Source organism: Methylomonas sp. BW4-1, assembly GCF_052474385.1.
In genome coordinates this window covers 609661-626879 of record NZ_CP184125.1, presented here as the reverse complement: position 1 = coordinate 626879, position 17219 = coordinate 609661, and the positions used below count along the sequence as shown (strand labels likewise).

The following is a 17219-nucleotide window of genomic DNA, read 5'->3' as shown; positions in this document are numbered from 1 at the left end:
CCGCGCTACGAATCCACTATAGCCGCTGGTCTCCCGCCCTGGCTGGAGCGACGATATACGCCAAGTTGCTCAAAATATGTTCATCTGAAAATCCAGACTCCGTTCCGCTAGCCAAACCAATGCCACGGTGACGATGGAAGCGGAACCGGTTTTCATGACCAGCAGCGGATAATAGCGATAGCGGCTAAAGCCCACTATCAGAGGCAAAACGGCGCCGACAATCACCAACTGCCCGGCTTCCACACCCAAATTAAAACCCAATAGCGGTAACAACCGCTGCGTATCCGACAAGCCCATATCCAACAACACGCTGGCGATGCCCATGCCGTGGATCAAGCCGAAAGCAAAGGCAAACCAGGTACGTCGTTTTACCAACAGCGGATAAATATTATTCAGCGCCGCCAACGCCACCGACGCGGCAATCGCCGATTCTACCCAACGGGACGGCAAACAGATGTATTGCAACACGGTCAGGCTCAAGGTTAAGGAATGCGCCAACGTGAATGCGGTGACCACGCCCAGCACGTCGAAAAATACCGGTCTAAAGCCTGGTTTTGGCTGCCAAGCTCCCTGCTCCCACGCCAAAGCTGCCGGCAGCAACAGACTTAACAAAAATAGAATATGGTCAAAGCCGATCCAGATATGCCATAGCCCGGCGTAGCCGAATCGCGCCACGGTCCGCCACCCGGCATAATTTGCGTCCCGCACAAATTCGCTACGTTGCAGGTCAGGACTAAAGATTGCAGTGTCGGTTTTAGCGGCATGCTTGACGCTTATCAGCCCGCGATGCTGCGGGTCGAGATCGAAAAGCAAGCGATAGTCTATGGACAACGGCGCGGACGCAGACGGACAAATCGCCTGGAAATTTAATACGGCATAATGACCATCGCTGTGTTCGTCCACTCGTAAATCTCCTGCATGCAGCGAACAGACTTGCTTAGCCGTCGTCATTTGCAAACGACTCAGCGCATAGGCATACACAACATCCCGACTATTTCGCAACTCGGCCCAGGTAATATTACCGTCGTCGTTGCCATCCAAGCCCAAGGCATAATCCAGGTCGCGCAAGGCAATATCCCATTGCCCGGAGATTTGCTGCCCGTCAACCTGCACCATCATGTAACTATCGCTGGCCTTATGGGCAAAAGCGCTAAAACTTGCTGTCAGCAGCAAGACCATGATCAAACCGGCCCAAATCATCACGTTCGAGCTTAATCTTTCAAAGCTTGGCGGGGCCGAACCTTCGACAAGCCTGCCTTGAGTGCAGCCTGGAGATTCAGGGCAAAAAGTATCTAAGAGGGCGATGAATTTCGCTGGCCCGTTCATATGCTGCCCCCGCCAATTTGCGCGAGCAGCGTTTGCAGTCGCGCATCTTGCAATTTGGACTCGGTTAAAAAAGCCAGCAGCGGCTGCGGATTTTTGCCGGCCGCCAGCGCCGCTTCCAAGAAAATGCGCGCATCGCGCGGCTCGCGCTGCACGTCCCAATTTTTTTGCGCCAGCGCCAGCGCCGATTCAGGCTGATTAAGCACATGCAATAAAAAGCGCGCCTCATCGCCTTGATGACTGGTATCGCCGCGCATGCGGCTGGCGGCAAAGCGAGCAGTCAGCGCATCTATATGCACAGCGGCAGTCGGCAGCCGCAGTGCTATTTCGGCAAAAGTCAGGCGCAGTAATAAGCCATCGGCGCGCGTATCGTTGGCTAATAATTCCACCACGTCTTGGAAACGATTCCGGTCCAATAGATAATCGGCATAGGTAGCCAACAGATAACCATTGCGGCGCGGCATTTGCAGCGCCTGCCGGTAATAACCGTCGGCCGCATCGTTATTACCCATGCGCTCGGCCATTTCCGCCAGCGTGGTCAAGGCCCATTGTTGATCTGCCGGTGCGGGACTGTGCGCAGTGCTTACTGCGTGCGCCAACTGGTGATAAGCAGCGTCGAGCTGGCCGGAAACACTCAGAATGGAATTCAGGCAAACTTGGCCAATCAGCGGCTCGGCTAATTTTAGTAAGGGTATACAACTGTTCAGCGCTTCGGCGTGTTGGCCTTGCACTTCCAAAATGGCCGCCCGCGTCAACCAGGCTTGCGCCAAGCGCGGCTGACGCGCCAAAGCCCGATGCAAATAGTCCAGGGCCGCCGGAAATTCGTGGCGATTTTGAAACAAGGTCGCTCGCAACGTCAGCACTTCGGCTGTCGGCTGCGCGACCGCCAGCCAAGGCGTCAATGCGGCTTCCGCGTAACCGAAATAGCGCGGATCCGATTCAGCACGGCCCAGTTCTATATAGCGCTGGACTAAAGCTAAAGCCGGTTCCAAGTCATTAGGCTGAGCCGCGACTTGTTTGCGCAAGTCACGAATTTCCAGCCAACTGTCGCCCCTGGCCGGCAAGACTTCAACGATTTCGTCATCGGTTTTGGGTAAATAAGCTTGTGCCCCGGCGTCACTGAACATAGCAACAGACATCAATAAACCTAATGTAAGCCAGTGTTTCATCGGCTCCTCCTTCGGATGCTTAGTGGACAGGAGGCGAGCACAGCCGCCCCCTGCCCTCTTCTAGTTATTTGGACAACTACCCATAGCCAAGGAAACGGCATCGAAACAACCGGATTCGCCTGGATCGACATGGCGGCTTTGCCGGCCGCTATTGGCAAAGGCCACGTACGGAAATACTTCCTGATAGCTTCTGTCGTTGCTGTTAACGCCATCGGCGACCCGGTTATTCGGGAAGCTGTTGAATGCCGGATTCAACACCCCAACCACCGCTTGCGCGGCAATATCGGTCACATCATCGGACACGCGCCGCCCGTTCGGAAAGCCGGCGCTATCGCCCGCCAGAAATGCCATGCGTTTGCGGGCGCTGACAGGCGCGGGGCCGATGCCGGTATTCAAGCGCAGCAAATCCGCCACCGGTCCACGTTGCGTGGGCGAACAACCAGGGCAAATGGGCGCCGCATAAAACACCAAGGGGCCAAGGTCAAAACTAGGGTTGGCCGGATTTACCCTGGGCGGCGCCGGAATCGGCACCGCACCGCCGTATGCGGCGTTGACGACTCTGGCCAATAACGGATCCAACACATAACCGGCAAAACTAGCGTCGTCCTTGGGTTCGCTCATACTGAACCGGTCTTTGTCGCCGGTACCGATTAACACCTCATTGACCAAGGGATTACCCATGCGCTGAATCTGCACATAGGCATTGGCGAGTTTAGGCTTGCCGCCTGGTCTGTCGGCATACGCTTTGGTGCGAGGCCGCGAAGTAGTGGCATAAGTGCCGATCACCGCCAAGGCCTCGCCGGCGCTATGTTGCTTGCCGTCTTGGGTGAGCATGGCGATAGGCAATTCGATAGCGATGGAATTAACGTTGTAACCGGCCACATCGTCCGACGCGAAGTTTTGGTTTTCCGCATCATTTTGGTTCTCGGCAAACACCCCCGGCACACCGGCGCCGGACGCGCCGGACCGGAAATTAAAGGTATCGAAAGTCGCGCCCAAATCGATGTAAAACGGATCGTCGACGGTACCGGCAAACACGCTAACCCCTCCGCCTAAATCGTAAATCCCTTGGCTGGCCAGATTTTGATAGTTGGGCATGGTGCGCGGACCGACGTTGGATGGCACCGCATAGAGCTTTTGCTGATTGGTCAGATCGATAACTTGGCGGTTGGCGCCCTTCCCTTTAATCAGCGTCACCGTATAACTTTGCCGCAAACCCAAGCCTTCCGAGCCGGGGCCATCCAATGCGGTAATCGCCGGCGGCACGATCAAGCTGCCGGCCGCAACCGGACTCGGCGAATTGGCCGGGGCGACAATGCCGGTGCCGGCGCCGACAAAGCTGGTAAACACGCTGGGCAAGCGGGTTTCGGTTTTAAACCTGAACTGCAGGGTAATGTCTTCGTCGGCGTCGAAATTGTTATCCACCTTCATTTCATACAGAACTTCCGGATCGAACGGAAAATAATTCGGGCCATTGCTGGGCTCCAGCAAGGGATCGACATTCAATATCATCGTTACCTTGCTGGGATCGTTATAGCTGACGAAAGCGTACCAATCGGTGATGTCGGCCTTGGTATCCAATGCGGTTAAAGGTGCTTCGCGGTGATTGGCAGCATCAACGGGCTGTAGGCCGCCCATCAACAATAAAGCGCTGGCGAACATGGTCAGCGGCCAACGGCTGTAGTGGTGTAAGTCTTTCATAGTCTAATTCCTCATTAATTAAAGCCGCAGCTTCAAGCAGTCTGCGTTAGGGAATACGCGGGAAATCGGCAAACGGATGCGGGTAAATGGAATTTATGCCAAGCGGACCGTGCTTGCCGCGTCGGCTCGCGCTTTGGATCTAGCCTTGCCCAGCCGGCCGCCAAGCAAAAACAAGCCGGACAAACTCAGCAGCATCAGGGTGGGCGGTTCCGGCACGCTGGCGATCTGGGCATTGGCGACGTTGAGAATGTGTAGATCCCAAGCCGCCGTGCGATTTGGTTCCACCGGATCGCCATGGCTATCGGTTAACGAACCTTCGCAAAACCGGCCGTTCGAACAACCGAAGGCGGCGGTAAATTGCGGATCGGTATCCCGTAAGAAGCCGTCAGCCAGCGACGTGCTAACCGAAAAGTTGTCGTATTGGGTCAAGGTTGCCAGATAATTCCCGGCGACCAGATTGATAGCTAAATAACTATCGAATTCGCCGTAATTGAAATTAATCCCGTTCGACAATTGGTTACCACCCAAGACGCCGTCATCCTGCTCGGCCAGTTGGTTGCCTAAGCCGTCCCACAGCGTCAAAATCGGATCGAAACCGCCGCCCAGCCAGGACGAGGTAAACAAGGTCACCGTGCCGGGCGAACCGAGCGAAAAGGCAAAGCTCAGCTTATCGTTATCGTTGGCAAAGTTGCCGTTAAAATCAAAGTCAGCGGCCTCAACCGCCGTCGCTACGGTCAGGCAGGCGCCCAACAACGCAACCGGAAATAGCTTTTTCATCGTGGTTTCCTCTCAGTCTGTGGTTAGAAATGGCAAGTCGGCGACGGATTCCAGATGCGGATGGCGATACTCGGCATTCGCGCCGACTTGCGATGACTGATACGCGGCAAACTCGACAGTAGATGCAAAACAGGTAAAAAATATTGGTGGCAGTGTTTGTACAACGGGCTTGGTTCGTACTTGGCACATCAGCATCTTTCGATAGCGAACCACACGGTTATTAACCCCGGACAAAATCGGCCGCTTGACTATTTGCCACGTGCAAAAGGCTGTTTTATAGTGGTTCAACCCCCAACTCTTAGTCTCTATCCTCTTGAATGCAGCTACCAAATCTCGGCAAACCAAGAAAAGTCCCTATGCCTTATGTCGCTTGATTCACAGTTTAAGCGTTATCCCCACATTGCCGTGCATCCAAACCAGCCGATGCATCGTATAGCTTTCTAAAGGGACACGAGAGCGATGGCGGATAGCGATTTGAACGATGACGAGAACCTACAACCAACAACACCTGCCGACGAAGCCTTATTGCGGGAATGGCTTGGCCGCGTCGTGGACCAGGATCAAGCCGCGTTGGGTAAGTTGTACGACACCTTGGTGGATCAGGTCTACGGTTTGGCGTTGCGGATCACCCGGCGGGCGCAGTGTGCTGAGGAAGTGGTGCAAGATACGTTCTGGCAGATCTGGCGGCAGGCGCCGCGCTTCGATGCCGAACGCGGTTCGGTAAAAGCCTGGGTGATGACGATGGCTCGCAGCCGCGCACTGGACGCCTTGCGGCAGTTGGACGGCAATCTAAGCGAGCTGGAACCGGAGGCTCTGGTGTTGATTGAAGCCCCAGCCGACCAAATGCCGCCGGATTTACTATCAGCAGTGCAGCAAGGCCATCGCCTACAAATAGCCCTGGCGGCTTTGGACCCCTTGCCCCGGCAATTGCTGTCGTTGGCGTTTTTCCGGGGTTTGAGTCACGACGAAATCGCCGTTTGCAGCGGTTTGCCCCTGGGTACAGTGAAATCCCATATCCGTCGGGCCCTACAGACGATGCAGCAATTTTTGACAGCCGATACCGGCGAGGTTAACTAAACAATATGACTGACAAATTCCCGCCTTTGGATAGTGCAGACGCCACCGACTTGCAGCAACTCGAAACGCTGCTGGCTGACGGTTTGGCGCCGATTCCGGTTGCCGGCGCACGCCGCAATTCGTTACGCAAAGGCCTGATGACGCAAGTCACGGCCAGCCTTGCCAAACAAGCCGGCATACTCACCGTGCGCGCCAGACACGGCGTCTGGCAAGCCCTGAAAACCGGCATCCGCGTCAAACCACTCTGGGACGGCGGCCGGCAAGGCCATTCGGTATTGATCGAATTCGCTCCCGGCGCTAGCCTGATAGCGCATCGGCACAACTGTCTGGAAGAAGGCATCGTGCTGCACGGCGATTTGCAAATGGACGACTTGCGGCTCGGCCCCTTGGATTACCACGCCTCGCCAGCCGGCAGCCGGCACGGCGGGATAAGTTCGACGAATGGCGCGCTGGCCTATTTGCGCGGTACATCACTGGGCGATAGCCGCGAGGTATTGCGGGAAGTGTTGGGTGGTCTGCTACCGTTTGGCAAGGATGAGTCGTTTAGCGTGTTTGCCGAGCAAATAGACGACTGGCAGGAAATAGCCCCCGGCGTCTGGAAAAAACCGCTGTGGCAGGACGGGGAGCGCGAATCCAGTTTTTATCGCCTGGAAGCCGGCGCCAAATGCCCGGCACACGGCCATCGCCTGGAAGAAGAATGCATGATGCTGGACGGCGACTTGTTTATCGACGACGTCTTGCTACGCGCCGGTGACTACCAACTGGCGCCGGCCGGCAGCGCGCACCACGAGGTCTATACCGACGTTGGTGCGACGCTGTTCGTGCGCGGCGGCAGAGGTTACTGACCGGTTTATCCGCGCCGGAATGCCCTGGCGGCTTAGCCTTAGTTGATGTCTTGACTGTTTAAATAGTCTTCGTAATTACCGCTGAAATCGACGATGCCGTTTGGCGTCAGCTCAATAATACGAGTCGCCAGCGAGGACACAAACTCGCGGTCGTGGCTGACGAAAATCAGCGTACCGGGATAATTTTCCAAAGCCGCGTTCAACGATTCAATCGATTCCATATCCAAATGGTTGGTCGGCTCGTCCAACACCATCACGTTGTTTTTTTGCAGAATCAATTTGCCGAACAACATCCGGCCTTGCTCGCCACCGGAAATGACTTTGACGGATTTGTTGATTTCGTCATTGGAAAATAACAAACGCCCCAACGTGCCACGAATGGTTTGATCGTCGTCCGATTCTTTGCGCCATTGGCCCATCCATTCGATCAGCGACATGTCTTCCGCAAAATCTTCGGCGTGATCCTGGGCAAAATAACCAACGTCTGCGTTTTCCGCCCATTTCACTTCGCCGCTGTCCGGCGTCAAATCGCCGACCAGGGTTTTTAATAAAGTCGATTTACCGATACCGTTCGGGCCGATCACCGCCACCCGCTCACCAACCGCGATCATCATGTTCAAGTTTTTGAACAAGGGTTCCGCACCGTAGCCTTTGGCCAAGTCTTTAGCTTCCACCGCCAAACGGTACAATTTTTTAGCTTGATCGAAGCGAATAAACGGATTGACCCGGCTGGACGGTTTGACTTCGTCGAGCTTGATTTTCTCCAACTGCCGCGCCCGCGATGTAGCCTGTTTGGCTTTGGAAGCGTTCGCGGAAAAGCGCGCCACGAAGGTTTGCAGTTCCGCGATCTGGGCTTTTTTCTTGGCGTTGCCGGCCAGTAATTGTTCGCGTACCTGGGTCACGGCGGTCATGTAATCGTCGTAATTGCCCGGATACACGCGCAATTCGCCGTAATCCAGATCGGCCATGTGAGTGCAAACGCTGTTCAGGAAATGCCGGTCATGCGAGATGATTACCATCGTCGAGTTGCGCTCGTTAAGAACATTTTCCAGCCAGCGGATGGTGTTGATGTCCAAGTTGTTGGTGGGCTCGTCGAGCAGCATGATGTCGGGGTTGGAGAACAAAGCTTGCGCCAACAGCACCCGCAGTTTCCAGCCCGGTGCCACCGCGCTCATTGGGCCGTTGTGTTGTTCCAGCGGGATGTCCAAACCCAGCAATAACTCGCCAGCCCGAGCTTCGGCAGTGTAACCGCCGAATTCGGCGAATACCGTTTCCAGATCGGCGGCGCGCATATAATCGTCTTCGCTGGCTTCCATATTGGCGTAGATCGCATCGCGCTCCGACATCGCCGCCCACATTTCGGCGTGGCCCATCATCACCACGTCCAGCACTCTTTGCTCTTCGTAGGCAAATTGGTTTTGGCGCAAGATACCCACGCGCTCGTTGGCGTCGATGCTGACGTTGCCCGAGGTGGGTTCCAAGTCGCCGCTAAGGATTTTCATGAAGGTAGACTTGCCGCAGCCGTTGGCGCCGATCAAGCCGTAACGGTTGCCGTTGCCGAATTTGACGGAAACGTTTTCAAACAGGGGCTTAGCCCCGAATTGCATGGTGATATTGGCGGTAGAAATCAAGAGAGTGTCCGAAGATTAAGAGTAAAAAGAGCGTCGCCGCCGCTTGAAGCTTGTGACGAAATAAATGAGTTGGCGCGAAAATCGGTTATTTTACCAGACTTTAATCGACGATCATTTACAGTAATGTGTCACTGACTATCCCCACATGAACACACCGCCCGCCACCACAGAACAAATTTACCCCATCTTGTATAGTTTCCGCCGCTGTCCCTATGCGATGCGGGCACGTTTGGCCATTGCCGTATCGGGAGTAAGCGTCGCGCTCAGAGAAATCGAACTCAGCAATAAACCTGAAGCAATGTTAGCTATTTCGCCGAAAGGCACGGTGCCGGTGCTGTTTTTGCCCGACGGCCGAGTCATCGAACAAAGTCTGGATATTATGCTGTGGGCCTTGGCGCAACACGATCCGCATGACTGGCTAAACCAAGCGCCGGAAGATACGCAGCGATTAATCGACTGGAACGACGGCGATTTCAAATACTATTTAGACCGTTACAAATACGCAGACCGCTATCCGGAACAAACACCAGCCGATTATCGTCAACAAGGCGAGGTGTTTTTAGCCGAGCTGGAAAGGCGCTTGCAGCGGCACAAATTCTTATGCGGCGAGTCTTTCAGCCTAGCGGATGCCGCCACGCTACCATTTATCCGCCAGTTTGCTGCAGTGGATAATGCGTGGTTTGAAAGTTCGCCGTATCCAACCCTGCAACAATGGCTGGACACTTTTTTAAGGTCCAATCTGTTTGCAGCGGTTATGCGAAAATACCCGCCCTGGAAAACTGACGACCCGTTAGTCCTTTTCGGGTACGAGGCCGGCCTCGGCCCATTTCAATAGGTGCCCGACATGTTAAAAATTTACAGAAAAACCATCCGCATCGACGGCTCCGGCGCACATCCCCGCCTCGAGTCACCGCCGCAGAGCAAGCTATACAATCTGCTGAGCATTCCGGCAATGATCGCCGGCGCGATATTGGGCACCGTGGTGTTTTCGGCGTTTTTTGCCTTACTGTTGATTCCGGTAGCGATAATCGGCATCAGAGGCTGGTGGTTGCTGCGAAAACTCAAAAATGCCCAGGTTGAAGGTCAAAGTCTGGAAGCTGAATATACCGTGGTTTCAGACCCGACAAAATCCACGAAGTCAGACTGAGAAATCGCCTGCTTGACAACAAAAAAAGCCCCCACCTTGAGCAGAGTGGAGGCTGTGGAATGTGAAGCTTTACAACGAGGAGGTACTACGAAAAAACTCAGAACCTGACAGGTTTGGCCACTTCGATATTGCTAAACAGCGAAGCAGCGCCAAAAAACAGAGTGGAAAGAACAAACTGACCGGACAGGAAGCTGAACATACCGGTTGCAAAAAACAATCCGGTGACGATGTCTTTATACAGATTGCTTGACTGGTTCATTTTTTCCACCTTGACTGGGTTTCAGTCGATTCATTGAAGACGGTTTAACTATAAACCTTTGCTGTTTATTTACAATAAGGCGTTTATTGTATGATTTGTTTCTTATTTTGAAACAAGTTTAGTTGCACACCACCCTTCACCAGCCAAATTGAACCTCAACTCGGTTCAAACTTAAGCTACCGATATTGATGCAGGAGGATGTAGTCATGAGCCACCATTTAAATCTACTGCGCGCCATATTCCAGGATCCGCTTAGCGGTAACATCCATTGGCGGGAAATAGAATCGCTGTTGCATCACCTGGGCGCCAACCTGCAACCCAGCCATGGTGCGCGCTTTCGCGTGATACTGAATAATATCGAAGGCGTGTTGCATCATCCGCACCACAGCGGCATATGTACTAAACAGGAAATCAAACATCTGCGCGAATATCTGGCAAGCGCGGGCATCAGTCCTTCCGCGTATGAAGAACAGCGCAACAAACCACATTAGCCCAACGCCTGCCCTAAGGTTTTTAAGCATTTAACACGACCATGGTCCACCGGAAGGATTGAACAGAACGCCCGATGAAATGGATTACAAAAAGCATATTGCTGGCGTTGTTGCTATTGCCTGTATTGTTTGGACTGGCGCTATGGCTGGCAATTGATGTCAAGCCAAAATTACAAACCCGAGCCGACCTGACACCGGAACAAATTGCCCGCGGCAAATTGATTTTTCGGCAAAACGATCCGCGCCGTCTAAAATCCGGCGCGATCGCCCAAGTGGCACTGGATCAACAGGAATTGGACCTGGCGATCAATTATCTTGCCAATCAATACGCTAACGGCGTAGCGGGTTTACGGCTCTATCAAGGCCGCGCCCACATCGACGCCAGCTTGCCTTTACCACGAAATCCTGTAGGCCAATATCTGAATTTGACGTTGGCGCTGAAGCAAACCAGCGACTTACCGGAAGTAGACCACCTGTCTTTGGGACAACTCCGGCTGCCCGGCATGCTAGCCAAACCCTTGGTGAAATGGGCACTCAACACTTTGCAACCGGCAGCGGATCGGCAAGCCTTCGCCGATATTGTCAAGCATGTGCTGTTTCAACCCCAGCGCCTGACGGTAACCTATCGTTGGCAAGCTGACTTGCCCGGCAAATTGCGCGGCGCCTTGCTAACGCCTGATGATCAGCAGCGTCTGCAGGCTTATCAGCGACATTTAGCGGAACTAAGCCGGACAGATAACAAAAGCCTCAGTCTCACTGATTTCAGCAAGCCGCTGTTTCAGCTGGCCGCACAACGAAGCGCCAGCAACGACCCGATTCAGGAAAACCGGGCATTGATTCTGATATTGACACTTTATGCCAATCAACAGCGCCTGACGAAAATTCTCCCGGAATCCAGACTTTGGCCCCGCCCGATTTGGCGCCAAATAACGCTGAACGGCCGCGACGACCTAGCGAAACATTACCTGGTTTCGGCGATGCTGGCGGCCTATTCCGGCACCCCGTTGGCCGATGCGGTGGGTTTGTTTAAGGAAATAGAAGATTCGCGCGGCGGCAGCGGTTTTTCGTTTAACGACCTCGCCGCCGACCGGGCCGGGACGCGCATGGGCGAACAAGCTGTCGCCAGTCCGGCGCTGGCACGGAAAATCCAATCAATATTAGCCAACGCCGATGAAAATCAAATGATGCCGGCTACCGCCGATTTACCGGAATCACTAAGCGAAGCCGAGTTTATCCGCCGTTTTGGCGGCACCAATGGCGAAACCTACAAACAACTGATGCAAGACATAGAACGGCGTATCGCGGCCTTGCCGGTGAATCGGGAATGATGGGTGAGCGAAAATCTGGCTGGCCGGCGAAGCCACCGCAAACGGTTGGTGACTAACCCACGGCCACTTTTGCTCGCGCCAACAAGGCCGTAAACTCGTCGGCGGCCATCGGCTTGCCAAACAGATAACCCTGCGCCTCGTCGCAGTCGTTTCTTAACAAGTATTGCGCCTGCTGCTCAGTCTCCACGCCTTCCGCTATCACCTTGAATTTCAGAATCTTGGCGATGGAAATAATCACCATCACAATCGCGGCGGCGTCTGCGTCGTCGGGTATGTTCGCCACAAATGAGCGGTCGATTTTCAGCTTGTCGAAGGCAAACTGCTTGAGTTGGTTCAAACTGGAATAACCGGTGCCGAAATCGTCTATCGAAATTTGCAAGCCGGCTTCCCTGAGCTTGGCCAATATAGCCCGCTTCCGTCCCGGATTGCGGATGAACAAACTTTCCGTCAACTCCAATTCCAGGTATTCGGCGGGCAAGCCGGTTTCATTGACGATGTCGATAACTTGCGCGACAAAGTCTTCCTGATCCAATTGCCGCGCCGAGACATTGACCGCCATCGTGAACGCCGGATAGCCGCTTTGCCGCCAAATTTGGCTCTGCCGGCACGCCTCGCCCAACACCCACGCACCTATCGCCTCGATCAGGCCGATTTCTTCGGCGACCGGAATGAATTGATCGGGCGGAATCAAGCCCAGCTCGGGATGTCGCCAACGGATCAGCGCCTCGGCGCCGACGATCCGCCCGGAATCCAGATCGATTTGCGGCTGGTAGTGAAGAAAAAATTCGTCGCGTTGCAGCGCCCGGCGTAAGTCGCTTTCCAGACGCAGCTTGGTCGACACGACAAATTCCATATTATCTTCATAAAAACAATAGGTATTGCCCTGCTCCTTGGCGCGGTACATCGCGGTATCGGCGTGTTTGATCAGCAAACCGCTATCGGCGCCGTCGGCGGGATACAGCGAAATGCCGATACTGGAGCTGACGTAAAACTCTTGCTCCATTAACGCGAATGGCTGGGCAATGGCGATACGGATCTTGTCGGCGACAGCAGCGGCGACTTGCGGATTGCTGATATTTTCCAACAGCAGCGTAAATTCGTCGCCGCCAAACCGGGACACCATGTCTTCCCGCCGCACACAGCCTTGAATCCGCTCTGCCGCGGCTTTCAATAACTGGTCGCCGACATCGTGCCCCAAGGTGTCGTTAGTCAGCTTGAACCTATCCAAATCCAGGAACAGCACGGCATGCAGCTGATTTTGATCAGCGCTGACGGCGATCACCGAGTTCAGCCGGTCGATGAATTGCGTGCGATTGGCCAGATTGGTCAAGGGATCGTGGTAAGCCAGGCGATTCAAGGTCCGCTGGGTCAGGCTGGCTTCCAACAAATGCGCGATACGCTTGCGCAGCACCGCGAAATGAATCGGTTTGGGAATGTAATCGTTAGCCCCTATCGAAAAAGCCAATTCCACCGAATGGTCGTTTTCCAAAGCGGTAATCATCAGTATCGGCACCTCCGCCCCATGGGGCAGCGCGCGAATTTTTCGGCAGGCCTCGAAACCGTCCATTTCCGGCATCATCGCGTCCATCAAGATCAAATCCGCCATTTGCCGCTGGCACAACGCCAGCGCCTGCCGGCCGGTGCCGGCCAACTCCACCCGGTAGCCGTCCTTCTCCAAAACATCTTGCAAGGCAAACCGCATGGCTCTGTCGTCGTCCGCCACCAGAATTCTGGGGCCGGCCTGAGGGACCGGGTCAGCAGCCGTTTCCGCGCCTATTTCCAAACTCAACAGTTGTTCGATGAACCGGTATTCGTCGCGCAATTGCTGCAGCAAGGCCTCGCCGTTTTCAATCTGCGCTTCAGCCGCCTGCTCTTCCAGTTGCCGGGCGATCAGCGCCAGCTTTTCTGCGCCCAGGTTGCGGCTGGCACCCTTCAGGCCATGGGCCGATTCGCGTAATTGCGCGTGATTGTCCGTCGCCAGCGCCTGGGCGATTTGCTCGATTTGCGCCGGCGCGTCTTCCAGATAATAGCCCACCATCTTCACAAAACCCTGGCCGATTTCCTCGCGCAATTGGCGTAAAACCGCGTGATCCAGCGCCTCCAGCGACGGCTCCGGCGAGAGCGGCTCGGCGGTCAGGCACGGCCTGTCCTCGAACCAACTCAGCAGTTTTTCCCGCAACGGCTTCAGCTTGATCGGTTTGGCCAGATAATCGTCCATCCCGGCCGCCAGACACAAATCGCTATCGCCTTGCTGAGCGTTGGCGGTCATCGCCACGATGGGCAGCCGGCCCACGGGTTCAGGCAGCAGCCTGATGCGTCGAGTCGCCTCAAAGCCGTCCATAGTCGGCATGTGGCAGTCCATCAGGATCAAATCGAAAGCCTGATGCTCCAGCCAGGACAAGGCCTCGACGCCGGAACCGGCGATTTCGTAGCGGCAACCCAGCCGCTCCAGCATGCCCGCGGCCACCATTTGACTGGCACGGTTGTCTTCGACGATCAATATGCGCCGCCCGAGCACGACGCTTTGCTCGACCTCGGGCGCCAAGTCGGACGCGGGCTCTTGATAATCCTGACCGGCGGTTAATATGAAATCGTATAGCTTGGAAACCTGTACCGGTTTCGCCAACTGCGCGGCCACGTTTGGCAAGCGCGGCAGATTGACGGCATTAACGGGGTCGGACAGCAACACGATTTTGACATCGGCCAGCGCCGGATCGTCAACGATCATATCTACCCAAGTGGCATCGCCGGCATCTCTCAGATCGATGATGACAAAATGATACGCCTGGTCCTGATCATTGGCGGAACGCAACATATCCACGGCTTTGATGCCGTAGCCGCTATGCCGGTAGTGAATTTTCCAACGCGCCAGACTTTGCGCCAAAAACTGGCGCATTTTGTCGTTCTCGGTCACAACCAATATCCGCAGATTGGCGAAATAGGCTTGCCGAGCCTCAGAGATGCCCTCGGTACCGCGCGGCGGATTGAAGGGTACGGTAAACCAGAACGAACTACCTTGCCCTTCCCGGCTTTGGACGCCGATTTGCCCCCCCATCAGTTGCACCAATTGCCGGCAAATCGCCAATCCCAGGCCGGCGCCTTCGTAATGCCGGGTCCTGGACCCGTCGGCCTGCACAAAGGCATCAAAAATATTGGTTTGCGCTGCCTCGGGTATGCCCATCCCGGTGTCGGTCACGCAAAACCGCACCGGGATGGTATCGCTTTCTGCCGCTTCGGTGTGCACATCAATGGTGATGCCGCCTTGTTCGGTAAACTTCAGCGCGTTGCCGACCAAATTAATCAGCACCTGCCGCACCCTGGACGCTTCGCCGTTCAACACCAGCGGTATATCGTCGGCTAGCGAGTAGGTGAGCTGCAGATTTTTTCGGTGCGCCTGCGCAGACATCAATTCCACGACTTCGTCCAAGGTTTCGTAAAGCACGAAGTCGACCGGCTGCCGCTTCATCATGCCGGATTCAATGCGCGAAAAATCCAGAATATCTTCGATTAACTTCAACAGTGCTTCGCCGGCGTTGCGGGCTACCATCGAGTATTCCAGCTGCTTGGGCGTCAACCCCATGTCCTGCAGCAACTCCAGCATACCCAGTACCGCATTCAGCGGCGTGCGCAGTTCGTGGCTGACATTGGCGGCAAACTCGCCCTTCAGGCGCGCCGATTCCAGCGCGGTGTCACGAGCTCGCTCCAACTGCTTTTCCCGGGTTTCCAACACCGCCATCATGGTATTGAAGGCTTCACCCATTTCGATGATGTCGCGCGACCCGCTCAAGCGGGCCCGCACGTTTTTCGCACCGGCTGAGGCCTTGCGCATTCTCAGCGCCAGTTGTTGAATCGGCAAAGTCAAGCGCCGCGACATCGCCAATAAAAACAGCAGAAACACCGTGGCCGAGCCGCTGGACGCCATCAAAGTGGTCCAGCGAATTTTTTCTTTCATGACATTCAGCGATTGCTTGCCCATCACCAAGCGCACATAGCCGACCAATTCCGGCGTCGGCGTTTGCGCCTCGAACGGTGACGCCTCTTGCTCCGCGGTGTTACGCGCGTATACCGGCGCGGCAAAATACCAGGCTTGTTCGTTCTCATGCACCAAGGCCAGGGATTCCGGCCAGCGCGCCGCGTCGGCAGCGGGCATGGCAGGTTCGCCGCGTTCGAATAAGGGCTCCAGGGCGTTGTTGTAAATGGCTACGCCGTGCACATCGGGAAACGCCAGGAAGCGTCGGGCCGGCTCCTCGGCGTTCTCCCGGCTGGCATACAGCAAAGCCAGCGTGCTCTGTGCCGCAAAGGCTTCCGTGGATTGCAGGCCTTGGGCGACCCATTTATCGCGGACGATGTAGTAAGACAGCGTGGAAATGCCGAATGCCGACAGTATCGAGATCACTACCAGACCGAAACAAAAGGTCACGGCCAGCTGTTGCAGGAAGCTCGCCCGCTTGAACCTGGGCCATCGCAAACGCTTCATTGCGTTTAAGGGACCGGGAAAACCATCGCGAATTCGCGGCGTGTCTGACTGGAAAAACGCAAACCCAGATGTTCCGCGGTGCGTAAATTAACGGCCACCAGCAAATCCCGCAGCAATTCGACCGATTCAAACTTGCCGCCCGCCTGTACTTGCTGGACGGCCAGACCGGCCAAACTGCGGCCCATGCTGAAATTGTCCGGGTATAAGGAAAATAATGCCCCTTTGCGCACATGGTCGAGATTGCTGGAAAACACCACGAAATTTTTCTCCCAGGCTTCGCGCAGTACTTCCGGTAACAAGGATTGCTCGTCCATGGCGGCGTTTTCGCGCGGCAGCCAGAGGGCAATGGAGTTGTCTTTAATCTCCAGCAAAATCTGCCGGAACTGATCCGAGGAATCGTGTAAATTGCCGGTCGGTTGCGCCACCAGCGTCAAGCCACGTTCCAGAGCCGCCCGTCCGGCACGCTCGATCTCCCAGGCAGTTTGCCGAGGATCGTAGATCACGGTAATTTTTTTCACCTCCGGCACCAATTTTTTCAAATGGTCGAACATCGCTTCCGGGGCCGGCGTCAGACTGATACCGGCCAAGCCTTGCACCTCATCCGGGCGGATCATGGTCGCGCCGATCACCACCGGAAATTGGGAAGATACCGATTTGGCGACCGCCAAGCCGGCGCGGCCCAAAGTCACTACCACATCGATCCTGTCGTTTTTCAGGTCCTGAATCAATTTTTCGACGGACTTGTCGCGCTCACTCAGCAGGTAATGCCCAACCGGCTTACCCAGCTCCTGTTCCATACCGCGCGCGATCTCCATGAACACCGAGCGGTAGGGCTCGCGCACATCGGGATAAACGATGGCAACGGTCGGCGCTTGCGCCCAGGCGCCACCGCAAAAAGGCCACAGCAGACATAAGGCCAATCCGAGCTGAAAAAATAGTCTATAGAACAAAATGACTCCCGAACTACGGTGTAAGCAAGACCCGACCAACGGCG

The 17219-nt window shown here is 55.2% G+C and carries 15 protein-coding genes; 6 read left to right on the top strand and 9 right to left on the bottom strand.

The features are described 5' to 3' along the window. Nucleotides 1-69: 69 nt before the first annotated feature. The 5 genes from ACH5Y9_RS02795 to ACH5Y9_RS02775 all read right to left on the bottom strand — a co-directional run bounded on the left by ACH5Y9_RS02795 (nt 70) and on the right by ACH5Y9_RS02775 (nt 5159). A complete protein-coding gene (locus ACH5Y9_RS02795) occupies nt 70-1200 on the bottom strand; it encodes a HupE/UreJ family protein (RefSeq protein ID WP_445369868.1) in 1131 nt (376 codons plus the stop codon). Nucleotides 1201-1322: 122 nt separating this feature from the next. After that, nucleotides 1323-2492, bottom strand: coding sequence for a hypothetical protein (locus ACH5Y9_RS02790; protein WP_445368437.1), 1170 nt, complete (start codon nt 2490-2492; stop codon nt 1323-1325). Between the two features lie 60 nt (nt 2493-2552). After that, nucleotides 2553-4193: a DUF4331 domain-containing protein gene (locus ACH5Y9_RS02785; RefSeq protein ID WP_445368436.1), complete on the bottom strand. Its 1641-nt coding sequence runs from the start codon at nt 4191-4193 to the stop codon at nt 2553-2555. Between the two features lie 93 nt (nt 4194-4286). After that, a complete protein-coding gene (locus tag ACH5Y9_RS02780) occupies nt 4287-4970 on the bottom strand; it encodes a DVUA0089 family protein (RefSeq protein WP_445368435.1) in 684 nt (227 codons plus the stop codon). Nucleotides 4971-4982: 12 nt separating this feature from the next. Then, nucleotides 4983-5159 (bottom strand): hypothetical protein, encoded by a 177-nt coding sequence (locus ACH5Y9_RS02775; RefSeq protein WP_445368434.1) that lies wholly within the window; start codon nt 5157-5159, stop codon nt 4983-4985. 270 nt (nt 5160-5429) lie between these two features. Between ACH5Y9_RS02775 and ACH5Y9_RS02770 the strand changes: the two genes are divergently transcribed. Next, a complete protein-coding gene (locus ACH5Y9_RS02770; RefSeq protein ID WP_445368433.1) occupies nt 5430-6047 on the top strand; it encodes an RNA polymerase sigma factor in 618 nt (205 codons plus the stop codon). A gap of 5 nt (nt 6048-6052) precedes the next feature. Next, nucleotides 6053-6892, top strand: a complete 840-nt coding sequence (locus ACH5Y9_RS02765) for a cupin domain-containing protein (protein ID WP_445368432.1) — start codon at nt 6053-6055, stop codon at nt 6890-6892. A gap of 38 nt (nt 6893-6930) precedes the next feature. Here ACH5Y9_RS02765 and ACH5Y9_RS02760 read toward each other — a convergent pair whose 3' ends face one another. Beyond that, nucleotides 6931-8523, bottom strand: a complete 1593-nt coding sequence (locus ACH5Y9_RS02760; protein ID WP_445368431.1) for an ABC-F family ATPase — start codon at nt 8521-8523, stop codon at nt 6931-6933. 145 nt (nt 8524-8668) lie between these two features. Here ACH5Y9_RS02760 and ACH5Y9_RS02755 point away from each other — a divergent pair, with 145 nt between their 5' ends. Both ACH5Y9_RS02755 and ACH5Y9_RS02750 read left to right on the top strand, forming a co-directional pair. Beyond that, nucleotides 8669-9358 (top strand): glutathione S-transferase, encoded by a 690-nt coding sequence (locus tag ACH5Y9_RS02755; protein WP_445368430.1) that lies wholly within the window; start codon nt 8669-8671, stop codon nt 9356-9358. A gap of 9 nt (nt 9359-9367) precedes the next feature. Next, nucleotides 9368-9670, top strand: coding sequence for a hypothetical protein (locus tag ACH5Y9_RS02750; RefSeq protein WP_445368429.1), 303 nt, complete (start codon nt 9368-9370; stop codon nt 9668-9670). A 97-nt stretch (nt 9671-9767) separates the two neighbouring features. Here the strand turns inward: ACH5Y9_RS02750 and ACH5Y9_RS02745 are convergent, their stop codons facing one another. Then, the gene (locus ACH5Y9_RS02745) at nt 9768-9929 is read right to left on the bottom strand and encodes a hypothetical protein (protein ID WP_445368428.1); all 162 of its coding nucleotides are present in this window, start codon (nt 9927-9929) and stop codon (nt 9768-9770) included. A 206-nt stretch (nt 9930-10135) separates the two neighbouring features. On the opposite strand from ACH5Y9_RS02745, the gene ACH5Y9_RS02740 reads away from it, so the two are divergent. Together ACH5Y9_RS02740 and ACH5Y9_RS02735 are read left to right on the top strand one after the other, a co-directional pair. Continuing rightward, nucleotides 10136-10420: a type II toxin-antitoxin system HicA family toxin gene (locus tag ACH5Y9_RS02740; RefSeq protein WP_445368427.1), complete on the top strand. Its 285-nt coding sequence runs from the start codon at nt 10136-10138 to the stop codon at nt 10418-10420. A 74-nt stretch (nt 10421-10494) separates the two neighbouring features. Next, the gene (locus tag ACH5Y9_RS02735; protein ID WP_445368426.1) at nt 10495-11748 is read left to right on the top strand and encodes a hypothetical protein; all 1254 of its coding nucleotides are present in this window, start codon (nt 10495-10497) and stop codon (nt 11746-11748) included. Nucleotides 11749-11800: 52 nt separating this feature from the next. Here ACH5Y9_RS02735 and ACH5Y9_RS02730 read toward each other — a convergent pair whose 3' ends face one another. Continuing rightward, a complete protein-coding gene (locus tag ACH5Y9_RS02730; RefSeq protein WP_445368425.1) occupies nt 11801-16168 on the bottom strand; it encodes an EAL domain-containing protein in 4368 nt (1455 codons plus the stop codon). A gap of 62 nt (nt 16169-16230) precedes the next feature. Further along, nucleotides 16231-17175 carry an ABC transporter substrate-binding protein gene (locus tag ACH5Y9_RS02725; RefSeq protein ID WP_033155487.1) on the bottom strand — a complete coding sequence of 315 codons (945 nt, stop codon included), beginning with the start codon at nt 17173-17175 and terminating at the stop codon, nt 16231-16233. Nucleotides 17176-17219 lie beyond the last annotated feature (44 nt).

Bases quoted from the DNA above. Each gene is read 5' to 3' on its own strand.
- ACH5Y9_RS02795 (WP_445369868.1), bottom strand. From the start codon at position 1,200: ATGATTTGGGCCGGTTTGATCATGGTCTTGCTGCTGACAGCAAGTTTT.
- ACH5Y9_RS02790 (WP_445368437.1), bottom strand. From the start codon at position 2,492: ATGAAACACTGGCTTACATTAGGTTTATTGATGTCTGTTGCTATGTTC.
- ACH5Y9_RS02785 (WP_445368436.1), bottom strand. From the start codon at position 4,193: ATGAAAGACTTACACCACTACAGCCGTTGGCCGCTGACCATGTTCGCC.
- ACH5Y9_RS02780 (WP_445368435.1), bottom strand. From the start codon at position 4,970: ATGAAAAAGCTATTTCCGGTTGCGTTGTTGGGCGCCTGCCTGACCGTA.
- ACH5Y9_RS02775 (WP_445368434.1), bottom strand. From the start codon at position 5,159: ATGTGCCAAGTACGAACCAAGCCCGTTGTACAAACACTGCCACCAATA.
- ACH5Y9_RS02770 (WP_445368433.1), top strand. From the start codon at position 5,430: ATGGCGGATAGCGATTTGAACGATGACGAGAACCTACAACCAACAACA.
- ACH5Y9_RS02765 (WP_445368432.1), top strand. From the start codon at position 6,053: ATGACTGACAAATTCCCGCCTTTGGATAGTGCAGACGCCACCGACTTG.
- ACH5Y9_RS02755 (WP_445368430.1), top strand. From the start codon at position 8,669: ATGAACACACCGCCCGCCACCACAGAACAAATTTACCCCATCTTGTAT.
- ACH5Y9_RS02750 (WP_445368429.1), top strand. From the start codon at position 9,368: ATGTTAAAAATTTACAGAAAAACCATCCGCATCGACGGCTCCGGCGCA.
- ACH5Y9_RS02745 (WP_445368428.1), bottom strand. From the start codon at position 9,929: ATGAACCAGTCAAGCAATCTGTATAAAGACATCGTCACCGGATTGTTT.
- ACH5Y9_RS02740 (WP_445368427.1), top strand. From the start codon at position 10,136: ATGAGCCACCATTTAAATCTACTGCGCGCCATATTCCAGGATCCGCTT.
- ACH5Y9_RS02735 (WP_445368426.1), top strand. From the start codon at position 10,495: ATGAAATGGATTACAAAAAGCATATTGCTGGCGTTGTTGCTATTGCCT.